Origin of the sequence: Clostridium sp. HBUAS56017 (genome assembly GCF_007115085.1) — a bacterium.
Taxonomy (GTDB): Bacteria; Bacillota; Clostridia; order Clostridiales; family Clostridiaceae; genus Clostridium; species Clostridium cibarium.
In genome coordinates, this window is sequence record NZ_SULK01000002.1 from 164,638 (window position 1) to 181,192 (window position 16,555).

The 16,555-nt window shown below is 30.3% G+C and carries 24 protein-coding genes and 1 pseudogene; 18 read left to right on the forward strand and 7 right to left on the reverse strand.

What is annotated here, in order from left to right:
- The first annotated feature begins 42 nt into the window (after positions 1-42).
- Both FAY47_RS03025 and FAY47_RS03030 read left to right on the forward strand, forming a co-directional pair.
- On the forward strand, positions 43-1,209 hold the full coding sequence (locus FAY47_RS03025) for an iron-containing alcohol dehydrogenase (RefSeq protein WP_143314942.1): 1,167 nt from the start codon (positions 43-45) through the stop codon (positions 1,207-1,209).
- A gap of 112 nt (positions 1,210-1,321) precedes the next feature.
- On the forward strand, positions 1,322-1,678 hold the full coding sequence (locus FAY47_RS03030; protein WP_143314943.1) for a hypothetical protein: 357 nt from the start codon (positions 1,322-1,324) through the stop codon (positions 1,676-1,678).
- A 58-nt stretch (positions 1,679-1,736) separates the two neighbouring features.
- Here the strand turns inward: FAY47_RS03030 and FAY47_RS03035 are convergent, their stop codons facing one another.
- Complete coding sequence (locus FAY47_RS03035) at positions 1,737-3,059, reverse strand: lipase (protein ID WP_143314944.1); 1,323 nt, start codon at positions 3,057-3,059, stop codon at positions 1,737-1,739.
- Positions 3,060-3,373: 314 nt separating this feature from the next.
- Here FAY47_RS03035 and FAY47_RS03040 point away from each other — a divergent pair, with 314 nt between their 5' ends.
- From FAY47_RS03040 to FAY47_RS03060, 5 genes are all read left to right on the forward strand, one after another.
- Positions 3,374-4,297 (forward strand): DUF2935 domain-containing protein, encoded by a 924-nt coding sequence (locus FAY47_RS03040; protein ID WP_143314945.1) that lies wholly within the window; start codon positions 3,374-3,376, stop codon positions 4,295-4,297.
- Positions 4,298-4,455: 158 nt separating this feature from the next.
- Complete coding sequence (locus FAY47_RS03045) at positions 4,456-4,647, forward strand: hypothetical protein (protein WP_207729626.1); 192 nt, start codon at positions 4,456-4,458, stop codon at positions 4,645-4,647.
- 25 nt (positions 4,648-4,672) lie between these two features.
- Positions 4,673-4,942, forward strand: a complete 270-nt coding sequence (locus FAY47_RS03050) for a spore coat protein (RefSeq protein ID WP_143314946.1) — start codon at positions 4,673-4,675, stop codon at positions 4,940-4,942.
- A 41-nt stretch (positions 4,943-4,983) separates the two neighbouring features.
- Positions 4,984-5,196, forward strand: a complete 213-nt coding sequence (locus FAY47_RS03055) for a hypothetical protein (RefSeq protein ID WP_143314947.1) — start codon at positions 4,984-4,986, stop codon at positions 5,194-5,196.
- Between the two features lie 11 nt (positions 5,197-5,207).
- Complete coding sequence (locus FAY47_RS03060; protein ID WP_143314948.1) at positions 5,208-5,495, forward strand: spore coat protein; 288 nt, start codon at positions 5,208-5,210, stop codon at positions 5,493-5,495.
- A 99-nt stretch (positions 5,496-5,594) separates the two neighbouring features.
- Here the strand turns inward: FAY47_RS03060 and FAY47_RS03065 are convergent.
- The 4 genes and pseudogenes from FAY47_RS03065 to FAY47_RS03080 form a co-directional block, all read right to left on the reverse strand.
- Positions 5,595-5,987, reverse strand: a pseudogene (locus FAY47_RS03065) (manganese catalase family protein); the annotation flags it as partial.
- Positions 5,965-7,626: a recombinase family protein gene (locus FAY47_RS03070; protein WP_143314950.1), complete on the reverse strand. Its 1,662-nt coding sequence runs from the start codon at positions 7,624-7,626 to the stop codon at positions 5,965-5,967. The pseudogene FAY47_RS03065 and the gene FAY47_RS03070, both read right to left, overlap by 23 nt.
- Positions 7,627-7,644: 18 nt before the next feature.
- Positions 7,645-8,115 (reverse strand): hypothetical protein, encoded by a 471-nt coding sequence (locus FAY47_RS03075; RefSeq protein WP_143314951.1) that lies wholly within the window; start codon positions 8,113-8,115, stop codon positions 7,645-7,647.
- A gap of 13 nt (positions 8,116-8,128) precedes the next feature.
- Complete coding sequence (locus FAY47_RS03080) at positions 8,129-8,653, reverse strand: helix-turn-helix transcriptional regulator (RefSeq protein WP_143314952.1); 525 nt, start codon at positions 8,651-8,653, stop codon at positions 8,129-8,131.
- Positions 8,654-8,881: 228 nt separating this feature from the next.
- Between FAY47_RS03080 and FAY47_RS03085 the strand changes: the two genes are divergently transcribed.
- The 11 genes from FAY47_RS03085 to FAY47_RS03120 all read left to right on the forward strand — a co-directional run bounded on the left by FAY47_RS03085 (position 8,882) and on the right by FAY47_RS03120 (position 15,204).
- Complete coding sequence (locus tag FAY47_RS03085) at positions 8,882-9,106, forward strand: helix-turn-helix transcriptional regulator (RefSeq protein WP_143314953.1); 225 nt, start codon at positions 8,882-8,884, stop codon at positions 9,104-9,106.
- Between the two features lie 86 nt (positions 9,107-9,192).
- On the forward strand, positions 9,193-9,369 hold the full coding sequence (locus tag FAY47_RS20170; protein WP_185966695.1) for a hypothetical protein: 177 nt from the start codon (positions 9,193-9,195) through the stop codon (positions 9,367-9,369).
- A 142-nt stretch (positions 9,370-9,511) separates the two neighbouring features.
- Positions 9,512-9,946, forward strand: coding sequence for an aspartyl-phosphate phosphatase Spo0E family protein (locus FAY47_RS03090; protein ID WP_143314954.1), 435 nt, complete (start codon positions 9,512-9,514; stop codon positions 9,944-9,946).
- Positions 9,947-9,948: 2 nt separating this feature from the next.
- Complete coding sequence (locus FAY47_RS20175; RefSeq protein WP_185966696.1) at positions 9,949-10,089, forward strand: hypothetical protein; 141 nt, start codon at positions 9,949-9,951, stop codon at positions 10,087-10,089.
- A 60-nt stretch (positions 10,090-10,149) separates the two neighbouring features.
- Complete coding sequence (locus FAY47_RS03095; protein WP_143314955.1) at positions 10,150-10,425, forward strand: sporulation transcriptional regulator SpoIIID; 276 nt, start codon at positions 10,150-10,152, stop codon at positions 10,423-10,425.
- On the forward strand, positions 10,403-10,657 hold the full coding sequence (locus FAY47_RS03100) for a hypothetical protein (RefSeq protein WP_243129523.1): 255 nt from the start codon (positions 10,403-10,405) through the stop codon (positions 10,655-10,657). Before FAY47_RS03095 ends, FAY47_RS03100 begins: the two co-directional genes overlap by 23 nt.
- Before the next feature lie 148 nt (positions 10,658-10,805).
- Complete coding sequence (locus FAY47_RS21120; RefSeq protein WP_279232033.1) at positions 10,806-10,934, forward strand: hypothetical protein; 129 nt, start codon at positions 10,806-10,808, stop codon at positions 10,932-10,934.
- A complete protein-coding gene (locus FAY47_RS03105; protein WP_143314957.1) occupies positions 10,931-11,371 on the forward strand; it encodes a hypothetical protein in 441 nt (146 codons plus the stop codon). The genes FAY47_RS21120 and FAY47_RS03105 overlap by 4 nt, the downstream gene beginning before the upstream one ends.
- Complete coding sequence (locus FAY47_RS03110) at positions 11,371-12,519, forward strand: DUF2800 domain-containing protein (RefSeq protein WP_143314958.1); 1,149 nt, start codon at positions 11,371-11,373, stop codon at positions 12,517-12,519. The genes FAY47_RS03105 and FAY47_RS03110 overlap by 1 nt, the downstream gene beginning before the upstream one ends.
- Before the next feature lie 161 nt (positions 12,520-12,680).
- Entirely contained in the window at positions 12,681-13,235 is a 555-nt protein-coding gene (locus FAY47_RS03115; RefSeq protein ID WP_143315103.1) for a DUF2815 family protein, read from the forward strand.
- 4 nt (positions 13,236-13,239) lie between these two features.
- The gene (locus tag FAY47_RS03120) at positions 13,240-15,204 is read left to right on the forward strand and encodes a DNA polymerase (RefSeq protein ID WP_143314959.1); all 1,965 of its coding nucleotides are present in this window, start codon (positions 13,240-13,242) and stop codon (positions 15,202-15,204) included.
- An 8-nt stretch (positions 15,205-15,212) separates the two neighbouring features.
- On the opposite strand, the gene FAY47_RS03125 is transcribed toward FAY47_RS03120, so the two are convergent.
- Together FAY47_RS03125 and FAY47_RS03130 are read right to left on the reverse strand one after the other, a co-directional pair.
- Positions 15,213-15,650 (reverse strand): hypothetical protein, encoded by a 438-nt coding sequence (locus FAY47_RS03125; RefSeq protein WP_143314960.1) that lies wholly within the window; start codon positions 15,648-15,650, stop codon positions 15,213-15,215.
- Between the two features lie 95 nt (positions 15,651-15,745).
- Entirely contained in the window at positions 15,746-16,489 is a 744-nt protein-coding gene (locus FAY47_RS03130; RefSeq protein WP_143314961.1) for a hypothetical protein, read from the reverse strand.
- Positions 16,490-16,555 lie beyond the last annotated feature (66 nt).

Sequence of the window (16,555 nt, forward strand, 5' to 3'; positions counted from 1 at the left end):
ATATATAAGTGTAACATTTTATATGAAAAGGAGTCTATAAAGATGGAAAACTTTTGTTATTCAATACCAACAAAAATTTATTTTGGTAAAGGGCAAATTCATAACCTTGGTAATGCTATAAAGAATTATGGAGATAAGGTGCTTATTGTTTATGGTGGTGGAAGCATAAAAAAAATAGGTTTATATGATAGAATGATTAATATATTAAATGAAAATAATATTACATATAAGGAACTATCAGGAGTGGATCCAAACCCAAGAATAGAATCTGTTAGAGAAGGAGCTAAGATTTGTAGAGAAAATGATATTCAAGTAGTCTTAGCAGTTGGGGGAGGAAGTACAATAGATTGCGCAAAGGTTATTGCAGCAGCAGTTCACTATGAGAATGACCCATGGGATCTTGTAAAAAATCCAATAAAAATAACTAAGGCTTTACCAATAGTTACTGTATTAACTCTAGCAGCAACTGGTTCAGAGATGAATAAAAATGCAGTTATTAGTAATATGAGTATTAATGAAAAAGTAGGTACAGCAAGTGAACTTATTAAGCCTAAAGTATCAATTATGGATCCTGAGTACACCTATTCAGTATCAAAGTATCAAACAGCAGCAGGTACAGCAGATATTATGAGTCATATTTTCGAAAATTATTTTACCCATACTGAGGCTGTAGATATTCAAGATAGTACAGCAGAAGGTTTATTAAGAACTTGTATAAAGTATGGAAAGATCGCTGTTGAAGATCCAACTAACTATGATGCTAGAGCAAATTTAATGTGGGCATCAAGTTGGGCTATTAATGGGCTTATATCTTATGGAACCAAGAATATAGGATGGACAGTACATCCTATGGAGCATGAGCTTAGTGCGTATTATGATATAACTCATGGTGTTGGACTAGCTATTCTAACACCACACTGGATGAAGTATTCCTTAAATAATAGTACAGTAAATAAACTTGCTCAGTATGGAATTAATGTGTGGGGTATAGACAAAAACTTAGACAAATTTGAAATAGCTAATAAAGCAATTGATAAAACATCACAATTCTTTAAAGAACTAGGCATTCCTATGACATTAAGAGAAGTTGGTATAAATGAAGAGAAGTTTGAGATAATGGCAGAGAAGGTAACAGCAAAAGGAAAACTCGGGACATTATATCCGCTAACTAAAGAAGATGTAATAAATATTTATAAGATGTCTTTATAAGTCTATTGAAAAATATTCCAGAATTATTTACTATTATTGAATGTTACTGTATAATTAGCTAGTGGGATAAGGTAATTAAAATGGGTAAATAAAGAATAATAGGAGAGAATATATGAGGGTAAAAATGGAGAGGCAAAGTGTGTCTATGAGAGATGATAAAAAGGCGCCAAATAGTGAGATTATTGAGGTAATGGGTAATTGTAAATTGAAGAATTTTATACAGATACTTGTTGAAAATTATTGTCCAAAAGTAGATAAGGATAAAGCAATTTGGGTATTATGGGATAGACATAAAGCTGTGGCGGTTTTTGACAGTGTAAATAATTATTATAAATGTTTTTATAATGAAGATTTACAGTTAAATGAAATATCAAAAGATGAAGAGAATGCTAAAATGTATCTATATTATAGAGAAGAAGAAAATATAGATAATGTATATAATGAGATAAGAGAAGAATTAATAGGGTAGTTGAATAAATGGATCTGTATTAAAATTTATATACAGACCCATTTATTTATTTATTTATTTATTTAGGTAATTGAGATAACATTTTTGCCCATGTTACAAACTTATTTTGAAGATAATAGTGATAAATAGGTTCACGTTGAATCATTATTTCAAAGTGATCAATGTTATCAATCTTTTCAAGGTAATTCCAAACACCAATTTTTGGAGTCCCGTCATAATTTACTATTTTATCAGATGAGCCTTCATGTGGACCAATAGCTGATCTTACACTAACTAGGCCATCATTTTCCCACCAACTGGCATCAACCTTTACTTTATTTGGTTGATTTTGTGTGTATACTCCCATATCTATTGCACTTTTAATAAGTAGAGGATGCATATTTATGTTAGGCAATTGATATTTTGTAGCTGGATCTTTATGTGTGTCGGAACAAGCAATAGAGAAATAATATATATCATTTTCAGCAGATACTAAGTTATTAAATTCTCGAGCACCTTCTAAAGATAAATCCCAAATGCTTAAATCTTTTGTGTTTTTCCAAATATTACTTTGAAAAACTCTTTTTAGATAATTATCAAAAGATTCATTAGGTGTTTTTCTAAGTCCCCATTGATCCATTCTTAAATCAAAGTTTGGACTAGTTGATGGATCTAGACCAGCACTTGCTGCAACTGATGCAAAAAATTGATGTACAAAAGGTTCGAAATTTTCTTGTATCTCAGCTTCCTGACTGCCATCGTGAGGTGTTGCAATTGTTGTTATACTGTCAATCCAATGCTTATTTCCTGTAAATAAAGTACTTGTGTTATTACCTGTTGCATTAATTTCGTCCTTATCTCCATGTTCAAGTAAATGAGCTAGCATTCTACTAGTTTCTCCACCCATACTGTGGCCGATTAGATGAATTTTTTGCAATTCGTTTTTATCTGAATATTCTCCGAATTTAGGGTACACTCCAGGAAAAGTTCTTCCATAACGGGCATGTCCATATTTTTTTGAGTGAGCTTCACCATAATCAACAGTACCACCTTTTAAATAGGCATATAATTCACAAGCTCTATCCCAGTTACTAGATATAGGGCCAATGGTTGGAGTAAATACGGTATAGCCTTTGCTAATTAATAATTCTCTTAAACTTGAACTTCCACCCCAATAGTTTTCATTAAACATTTCTTTATTTCCCCAACCACAAAGACCATGTACCATTACAATTGGGTAATTATTATTAAAATTGGGTATGTCGTTAGAAGTAGAAACCTTTGCTGTATTTGAAGATTGATTATTAGATCCTGTTGAAGCTAGTACATTATAAGGTATAGCAAAGATAATAAAAATGATAGATAGAAAATAAATAGCAATTTTTTTAATCTTTTTATTCATAAAATCCTCCTAAAAATCATATATTGTACGTACAACCATATAATACCATGGTTTACAGAATGTATCAAAATGCTGTATTTATGACTAAAAGTCATTTGATGCCATAATAGGAGAATAGCTAGATATATGTAAGTTTAAGTTTGTTTTTTGTTTTTTTAATAAATTATAGGTTTTACAGTTTATTAATTATGGAAAATTAAGATGTATGAAAAGGAGATTTTATAAAGCATACTGTTATTATATTTATTGAATATTGAGTACATAAATATAGTAGAATCATATACTATTAATAAAGTATTTTTAGGAGAATAATAATGATTAATGAAAGAAAGTACGTAATTTTATCTCTTGAATTGCATTTGTTTTTTTTGAGAATAATGAAAGAGCATGCATTATTTATGGAAGTTACATTTGCACCTAAGAATTCAAAGCTAGTAAAAGAAGCAGCTTATCATAGAGTACAATTTGAAAAAGCTTTAAATGAAGTAGTAAAACTCAGCAATGGGGTGGTTAGAGAGCGTATTTTAGAGTCAGGAGAAATAGTAACAGACTATACTTTAAGTATAGAAGGAAAAACTGAGCACTATACGGGTATTCCAATAAATAGAAGGATTACTAGTGAAGAATTAAGGTTAGAGTGTGGCATGGATTCTAAGATTAAATCAGATCTTGTAAGACGTGTAAAACAATTAAATAGAAGAATTAATAAAATTCTCGATGATTTAATAAATTTTAAGGTTAAAGTATTAGAAGGGGTCTTATCATGCAATTTGTTTACAATGAATTATCCATCACTTATTAAGCATATAATACATGAAGCAAATTACTATAAGGCAAATTTAATTGAAATTGAAAATAATAATAATATGGATTATAAGGATATTAAAGAAGGGGAAGTGTTTTGGGATGAGATTATGATGGAACATGCATTAACTTTGCGAGGTTTACTTGATCCATCAGAAAAAGCATTAATTGATACAGCAAATATGTTTTCAGAAAATTATAATTATCTATTAGATAATGCTAAGAATATTACAGAAAGCAACATATTAGGTATAACAAACGAAAATTTAAATGAAACTTTAAAGTTGAGAGATTTTAAAGAAGTTGGACTAAAAGGAACAGAAGAGTGCAAAATACAAGGAATTATTTTACCGCTTCTTCTTGATCATGTACTTAGAGAGGCTAATCATTTTATTAGGTTATTAAAGGATTATAATAAGAAAATTAATAGATAGAAAAACATTTAATATAATTTTAATATTCAAAAAGATATAATCTGAAATTTTCTCTAACACTTTTTTTAGTTATGAAGGTGTTGGAGATTTTTTCCTCAACTTTCCGCACATAAATTTATTTATTATTATAATACTAATAAAGTCAGGAGGTGATAAATATGAAGTTAGCACCACATGAGGCAATTGAAGCTCGTGAATTTATAAGTCAAGAAATGTTAGGGATAAAAAAAATTAGTGCAAGTATGAATATGGTTACTGATAGTGAGTTGAAAAGTTATATGCAAGATTGTATAGCATCTAAGAAAACTGCTCTTAAAAATATTCAGGCTACACTTCAAAGTCAGCAATAAATAAAAATAAGAGGTGAGAAAAGTAATGAATCAAAGTACTACTTTAACAGAAAAAGATGTTGCAATTGATTTACTTACAAGTTCAAAAGCAACAGTAACAACTTTAGCTAAAGCAATAACAGAAACAACAAATCCACAGTTAAGAGATACTCTTAGAAATCAATTAACTGCATGTGTTAATTCTCATTGTAGATTATCTGATATAGCAATAAATAAAGGTTGGTACGATGCATATGCAACGCCTGAGCAACAATTGCAAAAAGATTTATCAGAAATCAGCACAGTAACTCAGTAGTTGTACTAAAATAAGAGGCTAACAAAAGTAGGAGAAAGAATATGGAAAATAAGAATATGTTGACACCTCATGAAATGATTGAACTTAGAGAATTGATAGATGTAAATATTATTGGAGCAAAAAAAATACAGGCATCTATGTCAATGGTAGATGACGATGAGTTAGAATCATTTATGGAAAAATGTTTGAAAAATAAAAAAGAAAATATTAGTAGTATGGAAACTTTTATTGAGAATAATTTGAATGTAAAATAGAGGTGGTAATAATGTCATTTCTTAATATGTTACTTGGAGATAATGATAAATTGACAGAAAAAGATATTGCACAAGATATGATTAAAGATTCAAAGTTTGGAGTAACTTCTTTAACAGGAGCAGTAGCAGAAGCTACTAATCCAGAACTAAGAGAAATGCTAAAATCACAGCTAGATAAAGCTGTTAGTGAGCATTTTGAATTATCTGATATACTCATAAATAAAAATTGGTATCCAGCTTATGATGGACCCGCTGAACAACTTAAAAAGGATTATGAAAAAGCTAAAGATTTATTATAAAGTGTTATACATATATTATAGTTATGATTTTTACTATTAAGCTAAAAAGTCCGTCCCAATAAGCATATAGCAATTGGGGACGGACATAATTATAAAATATTACTTGCAATAAAAATCGTTAGGTTTTGCAATGTCTTGAACATGCATTAATGCTTCACCAAATCGTTGATAATGGACAACTTCTCGCTCTCTTAAAAAGCCCAAAATTTCTTTTATTTCAGGGTCATCTGTTAAATTCATAAGCCATTCATAAGTAGTTCTTGCTTTTTGTTCTGCGGCCATGTTTTCGTGTAAATCTGTAATTGGATCTCCTTTAGCTTGAATATAGGTAGCTGTCCAAGGATTACCTGTAGCATCTGTATAAAATAATGCCTTACCATGGTCAGCATAATGTCCAGCTAGACCAGCTTCCTTAATTTCTTTAATAGATGCATTTTCCATTAGTTGATAAACCATAGTTGCTATAATTTCAACATGTGCCATTTCCTCTGTTACTATCACCTAAAGGTGAATTAATCTGTCTAGGACGTTCTCTAGGAGAACCTATCAATATCATATCTAATTTTCTTGTTTTACTATTCCAAACAACAAATTTAACTAAACTTCTTATTAATCTTTTTCTTTCCTCAAAATCATTAGTAAAGTCATAGAATTGTTTAAAATTATCAAGAACGGTTAATAGTTCATCTAATGTTTCATGGGTATTGGATATTTCTTCATTAGCAGAATTAAGTTCTTCTAGTATGACATTAATCTCTTTATTTCTTTCAGTTAGTTTTTTTATCTCGGTTTTGAAAGGTTCTAATAGAATTGGATCATTGTCCATGTAAGCCATTTTCATTACTAGATTACTAATAGTTTTTTTATTATTTTCCATCTCTTTTATATAGTCGTTAGCCAGGTTCTTATTATTAAGTTTTATTCGATTCTTCTTTTTTATTTCTTCAAAGTTTTTAATCATATCTTCCTGAGTAAGTGATTTTAACGTTTTTACCACATACTCTTCTGCATCATATGCATTAAGAGCATCATTATCGCATCTAGAGGCAGACTTATTCCTTAAGTTACAGGAATAATACCTATAGGGATGCTTATTGGATAAATTCTGTCTAGGTGCCATGCCAGAGCCGCATTTAGAACATACTACTAATCCACTTAGTAATGCTTTTTGACTCGTACATTGTCTGTTAGACGCACGCTTTTTTATGTTCGTGTTTATCTCTTGACACTTAATCCAAATATCACTAGATATAACTCCTTGATGCTCTCCTACACTAATTATCCAATCTTCCATAGATGCAAAGCTACCATTATCTTTTCGTCTGTTATAAGGCATAATACCATTAGAGTCATTTATATTTTCAAGCCCATATATTTCACAACCATTTTTTTTAAAGTAATTTATAATTTTTTTATCAGCTACACAATAGACTGGATTATTTATTGTTTGCTTAACTAATTCTCTTGAAAATAAAGAACCTTTTCTGCTATAAATACCTTGACTTTCTAGTATTCTACTAACTTTTTGAAAACTCTTGTATTTTAAAAATAGTTCAAATACCATTTTAGGGATATTTATTTCATCTTCATTGATTTGAAGAATGTGTTTTTTTCTGCTTTTGCCATTATAATCAGGGTTTTCTACTTCTATAGACTTGTAACCAAGTGGGGGAGGACCACCAAGCCATCTACCAGTTTTTGATAATTCTCTTAGATTATCTCTTATACGTTCTGCGATAGTTTCTCTTTCAAGTTGTGCAAAAGTAGCAGATACATTCATCATTGCTCTACCCATGGCGGAAGAGGTATCAAATCTTTCATTAATAGATATAAAGGCTACATCATGCTTATTTAGTATTTCTATAGTTCCAGCAAAGTCAGCTACATTTCTTGAGATTCTATCAAGTCTATAGCATATAAGATGTGTAAAGTTTTTAATTTTTAAATCTTTCATAAGCTTTTGAAATTTAGGTCTATTAGTATTCCCACCTGAAAAACCCTCATCTTCATAGATTTCATATTGATCTATTCCAATGGTTTTTGCATATTCTATGCACATTTGGATTTGGTTTTCAATGGATTCACCTTTTTCGGTAAACTTACTTTTACGTGAATAGATAGCAGCTTTCACACTAAAAACTCCTTTCGTTTATTTTATATCATTTCTTAAAACGCCAAAGTTTGGTTCGAAATAGAGCATAATTCCATTACACTCACATAGTATTCCATTTTTTTGCCTATGATACTGAATAGCTTCATCAAAAAACTTATCTGTTATAGTTAAATATTCAGCAACTTCATATCTGTCTATTGCACCATTCTTTATAGCTTCAACCATCTTTTCTATGCTACAAAGTTTTTCAATTGCAATAGATCTAGCAACTCTTTCTTGTTTTCTATTTTTTATTATTGATTTATCAATAATATTACCAATAGTAGTGTAATAGTGTCCAAGTTCTTCAGCATATACACAAGACTTTTCGGCTGTGGTAGTTAATTTTTTACTTAAACCAATCTTATTACCTTTGCATAGACCTTTAGCCTTAGATTTAAAATTCTTTTCTATAACAATAATATTTTCTTTTTCACTTTCAGCTAATAATTGTTCAAATTGGTTCAAAATAATCACATCCTTATAGTTCGTTTAAATCTTCTTTCATCAATCGTTTTTGTTCTTCATCATCCTCAAAGTCATTATGTGCAGCTTGTGCTATTAAATAATCTTTATTATTTTTAGTATATTTAGTATATTTTTTTGATTTATTAGTTATTTCAGCTATTTTAAATTTTATAAATAAGTCGGTACTGTTTTGAAGATCCTCTAAATCAGAAGCTGAGATCTCGTATTGAAGGTTTGGAGTATCTAGAATTATATATCCTTCAGATTCATGAAATATTATTTCAAAACCTAGTATTCTTAAATATTGTTCAAAATAATAATTTTTAGGGCTTTCTATTTTAGGTTTATCTTCAAAAAATTCATTGATAGATACATTTAAAGCATTTGAGATTGCGTTTAAAGTATCTAAGCTAGCATTATATCTGTTTCTTTCGATGTCAGCTAAATAAGAGCGTGATATGTTAGCTTTTTTTGCAAGTTCAATTTGAGTCATTTTATTTGATTTTCTTAATTGCTTAATTTTTTCACCAAGATTCATAAAAATACCTCCATAGTCGGAATTACCGACTTAATAATTATATTATAACTAGGAAAAGTCGGAAATACAATATAACATATGACGGAAATACAAGTAAAAATAAGCATTGAGTAGTATTAGCTAGCTAATCTTAAAATTTGCTTAATTTTAGTCGGAAATACTTGGAAAATCTCTTTTACACAATGACGGAAATACAATACAATAAATATTAAAAGGAGGGACAAACTTATGACAAAGGAAGCAGGAAATGTATTAGGTAAGGCAGTTAAAGAAGGAAGGGAGAAAAAATCACTCACACAACAAGAATTATCAGAGGTAATAGATATATCCAGAAATTATGTGTCAGATATCGAATGTGGAAGATATATTCCAAGTGTGGAAAAGTTGATATTATTATCAAAGGTCTTAGAAATTGATTTAAATTTACTTAAAAATGACGGAAATACTCTATGAATATATTGTTGCCTTAGCTATAGAATAATAAACATTAATTTTAGAACAGCATATGATGTAGGACAAAGATCTTTGAGGTGAATTATATGAGAAAGAAAAAACCAATTGAAATAGTAGTTCACTATCCTGAAACGAAAGAAGGGTGGGATTTACTAAAGAAGTCACAGGCTACAGTTATGATTGATATTTTAGAAAACAAATTAGGCGAAGAAAGAGTTGAAGAACTTTTTGAATACATGAAAAGTAAGAAACAAACTGCATAAGATGAATAGGCTAATAGCCTTAGCTATTAGTATAACATAGTAAATCAATTGTAAATCCTATCTTAAAATTTAAAAGCAATTACTTTCTTGTAATTTTCAGCTTAAGAGTAAAAAAAAATAACTTTATAGGAGGAATTAAAAGATGGCAAAGTACAGATTACATGTTGATGAAACTGTAAATATACTTAACTATGTTGATATTGAAACGAATTTAAATGAAAGAGAACTTGATGCATTATTAAATAAAATTGAGCAAGATGAAATTACAAGTACAGCTAGTTTAAAAAGAAGATTAGAAGCTCAAGGAGTAAAGATAAAAAGTATTAAGTTGTGTTCAAAGCCTTATTACGTGGAAGCAAAAACTTTAGAAATTGAAGAATTAGAAGAACCACAAATGGAATGTTTTTTGATTAAATGTAAAGCTTGCGATTTAAACAAAACATATATTGAACAAGCTATAGAGACAGCAAGAGAAAAGATGAATAATAGTATAAACAAAAGCGGATTGCAGGCTGCTATAACGGTTCAATTAAGTCAAGATTTAGACGAATTAATTGTTTCACATATGAGGAAATAAGGATGGGGATTATTTTGGATATTCTAAGACTTATTGAAGACAGAAGAATTAAAGTAGTAGAACAAAAACCATTTAAGAAGATACTTTCAGAGGAACTTCAAAAGATATCAAAAGAAAAAGACTATAAGGACACGACCAAGTAATCCAAATAGTCAAACGTAAATATTCAAATTTATTATATCACATAAGAAAGGAGAATCAAATTGAAAGATTATATAGTGGAAAGGACAAAGGAAGAAGCTAATTATTTGCTAAGTACTAATGGTACGGTTAGGAAAACAGCTGCATTCATAAAAGTATCAAGGGGAACCGTTCATAGAGACTTAGTTAACAGATTACCAATAATCGATATGGGTTTATATAAAAAAGTAGATAAACTATTGCAGAAAAATTTTAATGAAAAGCATTATAGAGATGGTTTAGCTACGAAAAGGAAGTATCTAGGAGGGAATTATTATGGACAAGGTAGCATTAGTTAAATTTGCCAGAGGTTCATTTGATCAAGAGTATAGTTACTTTACTGATATTGAGAACTTAAAAGAAGGAAATTTATTAATAGTACCAACTAGTAATTCTTATAGTATAGCTTCATTTAGTCGATATTCAAAATCAAAGATACATCAAGAAAAAGCTGAAAAGTGGATTGTTAAAAATATTGGTCCAGATATTGAAGCTTATGAGGAGAAGCTGTTCTTAGGAGGGTTTGATTAATGAATGATAACTTAGACCTTATTAAAAAGATTGTTACTTTAGAAGCTTTGAAATTTGTAATTAAAGAGTTAGAGGAGATTAAAGAAATCAATAATGATGATTTCTTAGGTAATTAGTGATGATGAAGAAGCTTAGTAAGACAGAGTTTATGTCTTTAGTAATAAATGATTTATATAAAAGAAAACGTGTAGCTAGGGAAAAGCTTAAGGGTGCTGATGCACATACAATAGAAAATTGTAATAGAACTAAAAATTTTAGGAGGAATAAAAAGTTATGAAAATGAATGTGGAATTTGAATCAAGAGAGGATTTATTAAATTTTGTAGGTATGTTTGGAACAGCAGTAACTAATGCTGAAAAGACAGACAAATCAATAGGGGGAAAAGCAGAAGTTAAAAAAAATAAGACTGAAAATAAGAAGGATGATAAACAAAAGATAAAAGATGAAAAGGAAGAAGCACCTAAGGTTGAAGCAGAATTAGTTGTTGTAGATGAGACTCCTACAGAAGAACCTCCAAAGGATGTAGAAGCGAAAGAACCAGAAGTAGCAAGTATTACTAAGGAAATTATAAGAGCGATATGTTCTAAGGCTATAAAGGCAGGAAAATCTGCAGAAGTTAAAAATGTAGTGGCAAAATATGGTGCTTCAAAATTACCAGATCTAAAGGAAGAATGTTATGCAGATGCATATAGAGATGTGGAGGCGTTGCTATAATGGCCAAACATGCAATACTAAGTGCTAGTTCTTCACATAGATGGCTTAAGTGCCCACCTAGTGTTGAACTAGAGAAGGGATTTGAGAATAAAACAAGTACATTTGCAGAAGAAGGAACATTGGCCCACACACTTGGAGAATTAAGTTTAAGGTATCAACTTGGAGAAATAACTAAAAGAAGTTATGGAAGTAAGGTGAAAAAACTTATAACAGATAATGAGTTATATTCGGCAGATATGCCAGATTACGTTGAGGTGTATACAGATACTTGCATGGAAAAAGTAGCAGCAGCCAAAGTAGTAACTTCTGATGCAATAGCCATAGTGGAACAAAAACTTGATTTTAGTGAATGGGTTCCAGATGGATTTGGAACAGGTGATTTTGTAATAATAGCTGATGGAACAATGGAAATATGTGATCTTAAGTATGGAAAAGGTGTTGCAGTACCAGCTAAAGATAATTCACAAATGAGGTTATATGCTTTAGGAGCAATAACAGAGTTTTCTTTTCTATACGATATTCAAAATGTCAAAATGACAATTATACAACCTAGATTAGATAGCATAAGTACTGATGAAATAACAGTAGAAGAATTAATTGCATGGGCCAATGAATATGTTAAACCTAGAGCAGAACTTGCGATTAAAGGCAAGGGTGAATTTTGCGCAGGAGATCATTGCAAATTCTGTAGAGCTAAAGCAGTATGTAAGGCCAGAGCTGAAAAGAATTTAGAACTGGCTAAATATGAATTTGCAGATCCTAATGTATTAAACAATTTAGAAGTGTCTGACGTATTAGCTAAGGTTGATGAACTTACAAGTTGGGCCACAGATGTTAAAGAGTATGCGCTTCAAAAAGCTTTAACCGGTGAAGAATATCCAGGATTTAAAGTTGTCGAAGGTAGAAGTAATAGAAAATGGATAGATGAAAAGAAAGTTGGGGAAATACTACTTCAAGAAGGTTTCCTAGAAAATATTATATATACTAAAAAGCTTACAGGGATCACAAATATGGAAACAGCTATAGGAAAGAAAGAAGTTAATAGATTGCTCGGAGATTATATTATGAAGCCACCAGGAAAACCAACTTTAGCGTCTATAACAGATAAAAGAGAGCCCTACAACTCTGCTAAAGTTGATTTTCAGTAAAAATTGGTGAAAATATGAGTTATGCAGATGAATATTGCGAATATTTAGCTTTTAGAGAGCCTGAATGCATTTATGAAAATTATAAATACAAAGAAAAGAATTTATATTTTGCCAAAAAAGATTTTAATAAAGTGAATGATGATAATGGAGGAAAGAAAATTATGATAAAGGCAACAAGAACAGGAACAAAAGTAACTACAGGAAAGGTTAGATTAAGTTATGCTCATCTTTTTGAGCCACATGCAATAGAAGGAAATGAACCTAAATACAGTGTATCTGTAATTATTCCAAAGAGTGATACAGAAACATTAAAGGCTATCAAGGAAGCAACAGATCAAGCAAAGAAGGATGGAGCTAGTAAGTGGGGAGGAAAAGTACCACCAACATTGAAAACACCTTTAAGAGATGGGGATGTGGAAAGACCAGATGATGAAGCGTATACAGGATGTTATTTCTTAAATGCAAATTCTAAGAATAAGCCAGGTGTAGTTGATAAAAATGTACAACCTGTTTTAGATGCAACAGAAGTTTATTCTGGATGTTATGGTAGATTAACTCTTAACTTCTATGCTTACAATGCGAATGGAAATAAAGGTGTAGCTGCAGGTCTTGGTAATGTTCAAAAGCTTGAAGATGGTGAGCCACTTGGAGGATTTACACGAGCAGAAGATGACTTTGATGCAGTAGGAACTGCAGAAGATGATTTCCTAGGATAAAACTATGGATATTCTAAGCATAGATGTTGAAACATATTGTGATTTAGATATTAAGGATGTGGGTGCTTATAAGTATTGTGAGCATCCATCATTTGAAATATTGTTATTTGCATATGCTTTCAATAATGAACCAGTTGAAATTGTCGATTTTACTGCAGAAGAAAAAATACCAGAAAAAATTTGGAGAGCACTCATTAATGGGAAAACAATTAAGTCAGCTTTTAATGCAAATTTTGAAAGGAACTCAATTCAGAATTACTTACCTTTTAGATGTCATCCTGAACAATGGCAATGTACTATGATTAAAGCTTTAACAATGGGATTACCCGGTTCACTTGATATGGTAGGTAAGGCATTACATCTTGAAGAAGATAAGCAAAAGATGAAAGAAGGTAAGGAATTAATTAAATATTTCTGTAAGCCTTGTAAGTCAACTAAAACAAATGGCCAAAGAACTAGAAATTTGCCAGAACATGCACCAGATAAATGGGAAACTTTTAAATTATATTGTAAGCAAGACGTCGAAGTTGAAAGAGATATAAGAAATAAATTGAGCAGATATAAAACTATTCATAAAGAACAAAGACTTTGGGAGCTAGATCAACACATTAATGATAGAGGTGTTGGAGTTGATTTAGTTTTAATAGAAAAAGCTATTGAGTGTAATGAACAATACCATGAAAGGCTTATGAATGAAGCAAAAGAGCTAACGGGATTAAGTAATCCAAACAGCCCAACTCAGTTGAAAAAATGGATTGGTCAAAGAATAGGATATGCAGTTGGTAGTCTTACTAAAGACACTATACCAACATTAATACAAGATGCAGAGCTTCAGGGAAAAGATGAAGTTAAAAGAATATTAGAACTTAGGCAGCTTATGGGGAAGACTTCAATTAAGAAGTATAAGACAATGCAAGTTGCAAGATGCGAAGATGGTAGAGTAAGAGGACTATTACAGTTTTATGGAGCTAATAGAACTGGTAGATGGGCAGGCAGATTAGTACAAGTGCAAAACCTTCCACAAAATCATTTGCCAGATCTAGATGATGCAAGAAACTATATAAGAAATGGTGACTTTGATACAGTTGAACTTCTATATGATAGTATTCCAGATACATTAAGTCAACTTATAAGAACAGCTTTCATCCCTAAGAAAGGAAATAGATTTATAGTTGCAGACTTCTCAGCAATAGAAGCTAGAGTTATTGCATGGCTAGCAGGAGAAGAATGGAGATTAAAAGTTTTTAAAACTCATGGAAAGATATATGAAGCTTCGGCAAGTCAAATGTTTCATGTACCAATAGATAGCATTAAGAAAGGCTCTGATTTAAGGAAAAAAGGTAAAATAGCAGAACTTGCACTTGGTTATGGTGGAAGTGTCGGAGCTCTTGCAAGTATGGATAAGTCTAAAAGTATTCCAGAGGAAGAATTACCAGGACTAGTTAAGAGTTGGAGAAATACAAATTCTAATATAACTAAGTTTTGGTGGGATTGTGATAAAGCAGCTAAAAAAGCCATTAGAGAAAAAACAACAGTTGTATTACATCACGGAATTAAGTTTATATATGATCCAGGAGTACTATTTATTCAATTACCTTCAGGAAGAAGGTTAAGTTATATAAGACCTAAGATAGAACCACATGAAACATTTGAAGGGTACAAAATTACTTATGAAGGTATGGAGCAAACAAGTAAACAATGGAAAAAGCTTGATACTTATGGGCCAAAGTTAGTTGAGAATATTGTACAGGCCACTGCAAGAGATTGTCTTGCAGAAGCCATGTTCAAAGTTGAAAATAAAGGATATTCAGTAGTAATGCATGTCCACGATGAACTAATAATGGATGTACCTAAAGGCTATGGATCCTTTGAAGAAGTTAATGGTATTTTTGGTGAGCCTATTTCATGGGCTAAAGGATTACCACTTAAAGCTGATGGGTATGAATGTAACTATTATATGAAAGATTAATGATTACGTTAATGTGATTTTTTGTTATATTTAAAAGATTCCAGATCCTTATTCATAGCTTGACAAATTAGTTTTATCTCTTTTTTTGAGTATGAGGCTAATATAGTATGGTTAGAGTTATCTAGTTTATCCATTAAAATTTGGACTTCTTTATTGGCCATTAAGTAGGCAAATTGATATTTCTTAAGATAGTCATATTTCTCTTCCTGAGGAATATTTCTAATATCAAATTCACCTTCATCGGGCCAGTTTAATTCACAAACATCCAAATAAATTGAAGAAGAAGCACAAAAATCTTTATATGCTGCTAATTTTTCATTGTAAAACATATCAATATATTTCATTTGTTTTTGATGTTTGTTATTTATGTAGGCAGTAATAAATGGTGCAAAAATAGCAGAAATTGCAGCTATAAGAGCTACAATAATAGTAATATTAGAATTCATAAAATCAATCTCCTTTGCTTTATTTTAATATAATATATAGGATTTAAAAAAGAGTTAGTATATTCAACAACGAATTAAGAAGAAAATTATGAAATTTAGTAGTTGGATGTTCCTACAAGTGAAATAAGATGTAAAAATGCTCCGGATGTAGCTAGTGAAAAGGCGACAGCAAATATCACTGTTGCAATACAAGAGTTTTTAATCTGATTATATGAATAATTTCTGATAACTGCTATTAATGAAATTAGCATGAATAATATCTGTCCTAAGCAACCAACTAATTGGTAAATAATAAAAGTTGCTATTGATGTATCAACTGTAGACATATTAACTGGTGTTGTTGTTGATAATACGGATGATATATTGTTAGGTGGATATTTTGGATAGAAGAAAAAGTATACTACAACGAGCAAAGCACAAAAAGATACAACTAAATAAACAATTAAGTTACTGGTTAATGTTCCTCTAAATTTGGCAAATAATACAGTTAAAATGTAAATAAAAGCTATTATCAATACCGAATAAATTAAAATTGAGTTTATTTGATTAATATATTTTTTATAAACATTTGTAACAATTACTGCACAGAATATAAATCCCAAAATATAAGTAATTAAATCCTCTAAGGTATTTGGATTATTTGAAGATTTACTCTCAAAATTTATATTGGTATGAGTAGATTGATCTATATTGGTAGTATTATTAAAGCTACCTTTTATAGAGGGGCTATTTCTTCTGTTATTGATATTTACATTTAGATTTGGAATTTTATCACTAGTAACTACCTTATAAAGTATAAATAATACAGCAGCCAAAATTAGTAATACAATAAATGTCATTTTACATTCTCCCTTCAAATATGATTTATGAGTAATTTTACAATAAATTCTAAAATAATACAAGTT

Coding starts and splice junctions, on each gene's coding strand:
- FAY47_RS03040 (WP_143314945.1), top strand. CDS start 3,374: ATGATTAATGAAAGAAAGTACGTAATTTTATCTCTTGAATTGCATTTG.
- FAY47_RS03085 (WP_143314953.1), top strand. CDS start 8,882: ATGACAAAGGAAGCAGGAAATGTATTAGGTAAGGCAGTTAAAGAAGGA.
- FAY47_RS03050 (WP_143314946.1), top strand. CDS start 4,673: ATGAATCAAAGTACTACTTTAACAGAAAAAGATGTTGCAATTGATTTA.
- FAY47_RS20175 (WP_185966696.1), top strand. CDS start 9,949: ATGGGGATTATTTTGGATATTCTAAGACTTATTGAAGACAGAAGAATT.
- FAY47_RS03115 (WP_143315103.1), top strand. CDS start 12,681: ATGATAAAGGCAACAAGAACAGGAACAAAAGTAACTACAGGAAAGGTT.
- FAY47_RS03090 (WP_143314954.1), top strand. CDS start 9,512: ATGGCAAAGTACAGATTACATGTTGATGAAACTGTAAATATACTTAAC.
- FAY47_RS03030 (WP_143314943.1), top strand. CDS start 1,322: ATGAGGGTAAAAATGGAGAGGCAAAGTGTGTCTATGAGAGATGATAAA.
- FAY47_RS03110 (WP_143314958.1), top strand. CDS start 11,371: ATGGCCAAACATGCAATACTAAGTGCTAGTTCTTCACATAGATGGCTT.
- FAY47_RS03120 (WP_143314959.1), top strand. CDS start 13,240: ATGGATATTCTAAGCATAGATGTTGAAACATATTGTGATTTAGATATT.
- FAY47_RS03080 (WP_143314952.1), bottom strand. CDS start 8,653: ATGAATCTTGGTGAAAAAATTAAGCAATTAAGAAAATCAAATAAAATG.
- FAY47_RS03035 (WP_143314944.1), bottom strand. CDS start 3,059: ATGAATAAAAAGATTAAAAAAATTGCTATTTATTTTCTATCTATCATT.
- FAY47_RS03060 (WP_143314948.1), top strand. CDS start 5,208: ATGTCATTTCTTAATATGTTACTTGGAGATAATGATAAATTGACAGAA.
- FAY47_RS20170 (WP_185966695.1), top strand. CDS start 9,193: ATGAGAAAGAAAAAACCAATTGAAATAGTAGTTCACTATCCTGAAACG.
- FAY47_RS03045 (WP_207729626.1), top strand. CDS start 4,456: ATGAAGTTAGCACCACATGAGGCAATTGAAGCTCGTGAATTTATAAGT.
- FAY47_RS03025 (WP_143314942.1), top strand. CDS start 43: ATGGAAAACTTTTGTTATTCAATACCAACAAAAATTTATTTTGGTAAA.
- FAY47_RS21120 (WP_279232033.1), top strand. CDS start 10,806: ATGTCTTTAGTAATAAATGATTTATATAAAAGAAAACGTGTAGCTAGG.
- FAY47_RS03105 (WP_143314957.1), top strand. CDS start 10,931: ATGAAAATGAATGTGGAATTTGAATCAAGAGAGGATTTATTAAATTTT.
- FAY47_RS03130 (WP_143314961.1), bottom strand. CDS start 16,489: ATGACATTTATTGTATTACTAATTTTGGCTGCTGTATTATTTATACTT.
- FAY47_RS03055 (WP_143314947.1), top strand. CDS start 4,984: ATGGAAAATAAGAATATGTTGACACCTCATGAAATGATTGAACTTAGA.
- FAY47_RS03125 (WP_143314960.1), bottom strand. CDS start 15,650: ATGAATTCTAATATTACTATTATTGTAGCTCTTATAGCTGCAATTTCT.
- FAY47_RS03100 (WP_243129523.1), top strand. CDS start 10,403: ATGGACAAGGTAGCATTAGTTAAATTTGCCAGAGGTTCATTTGATCAA.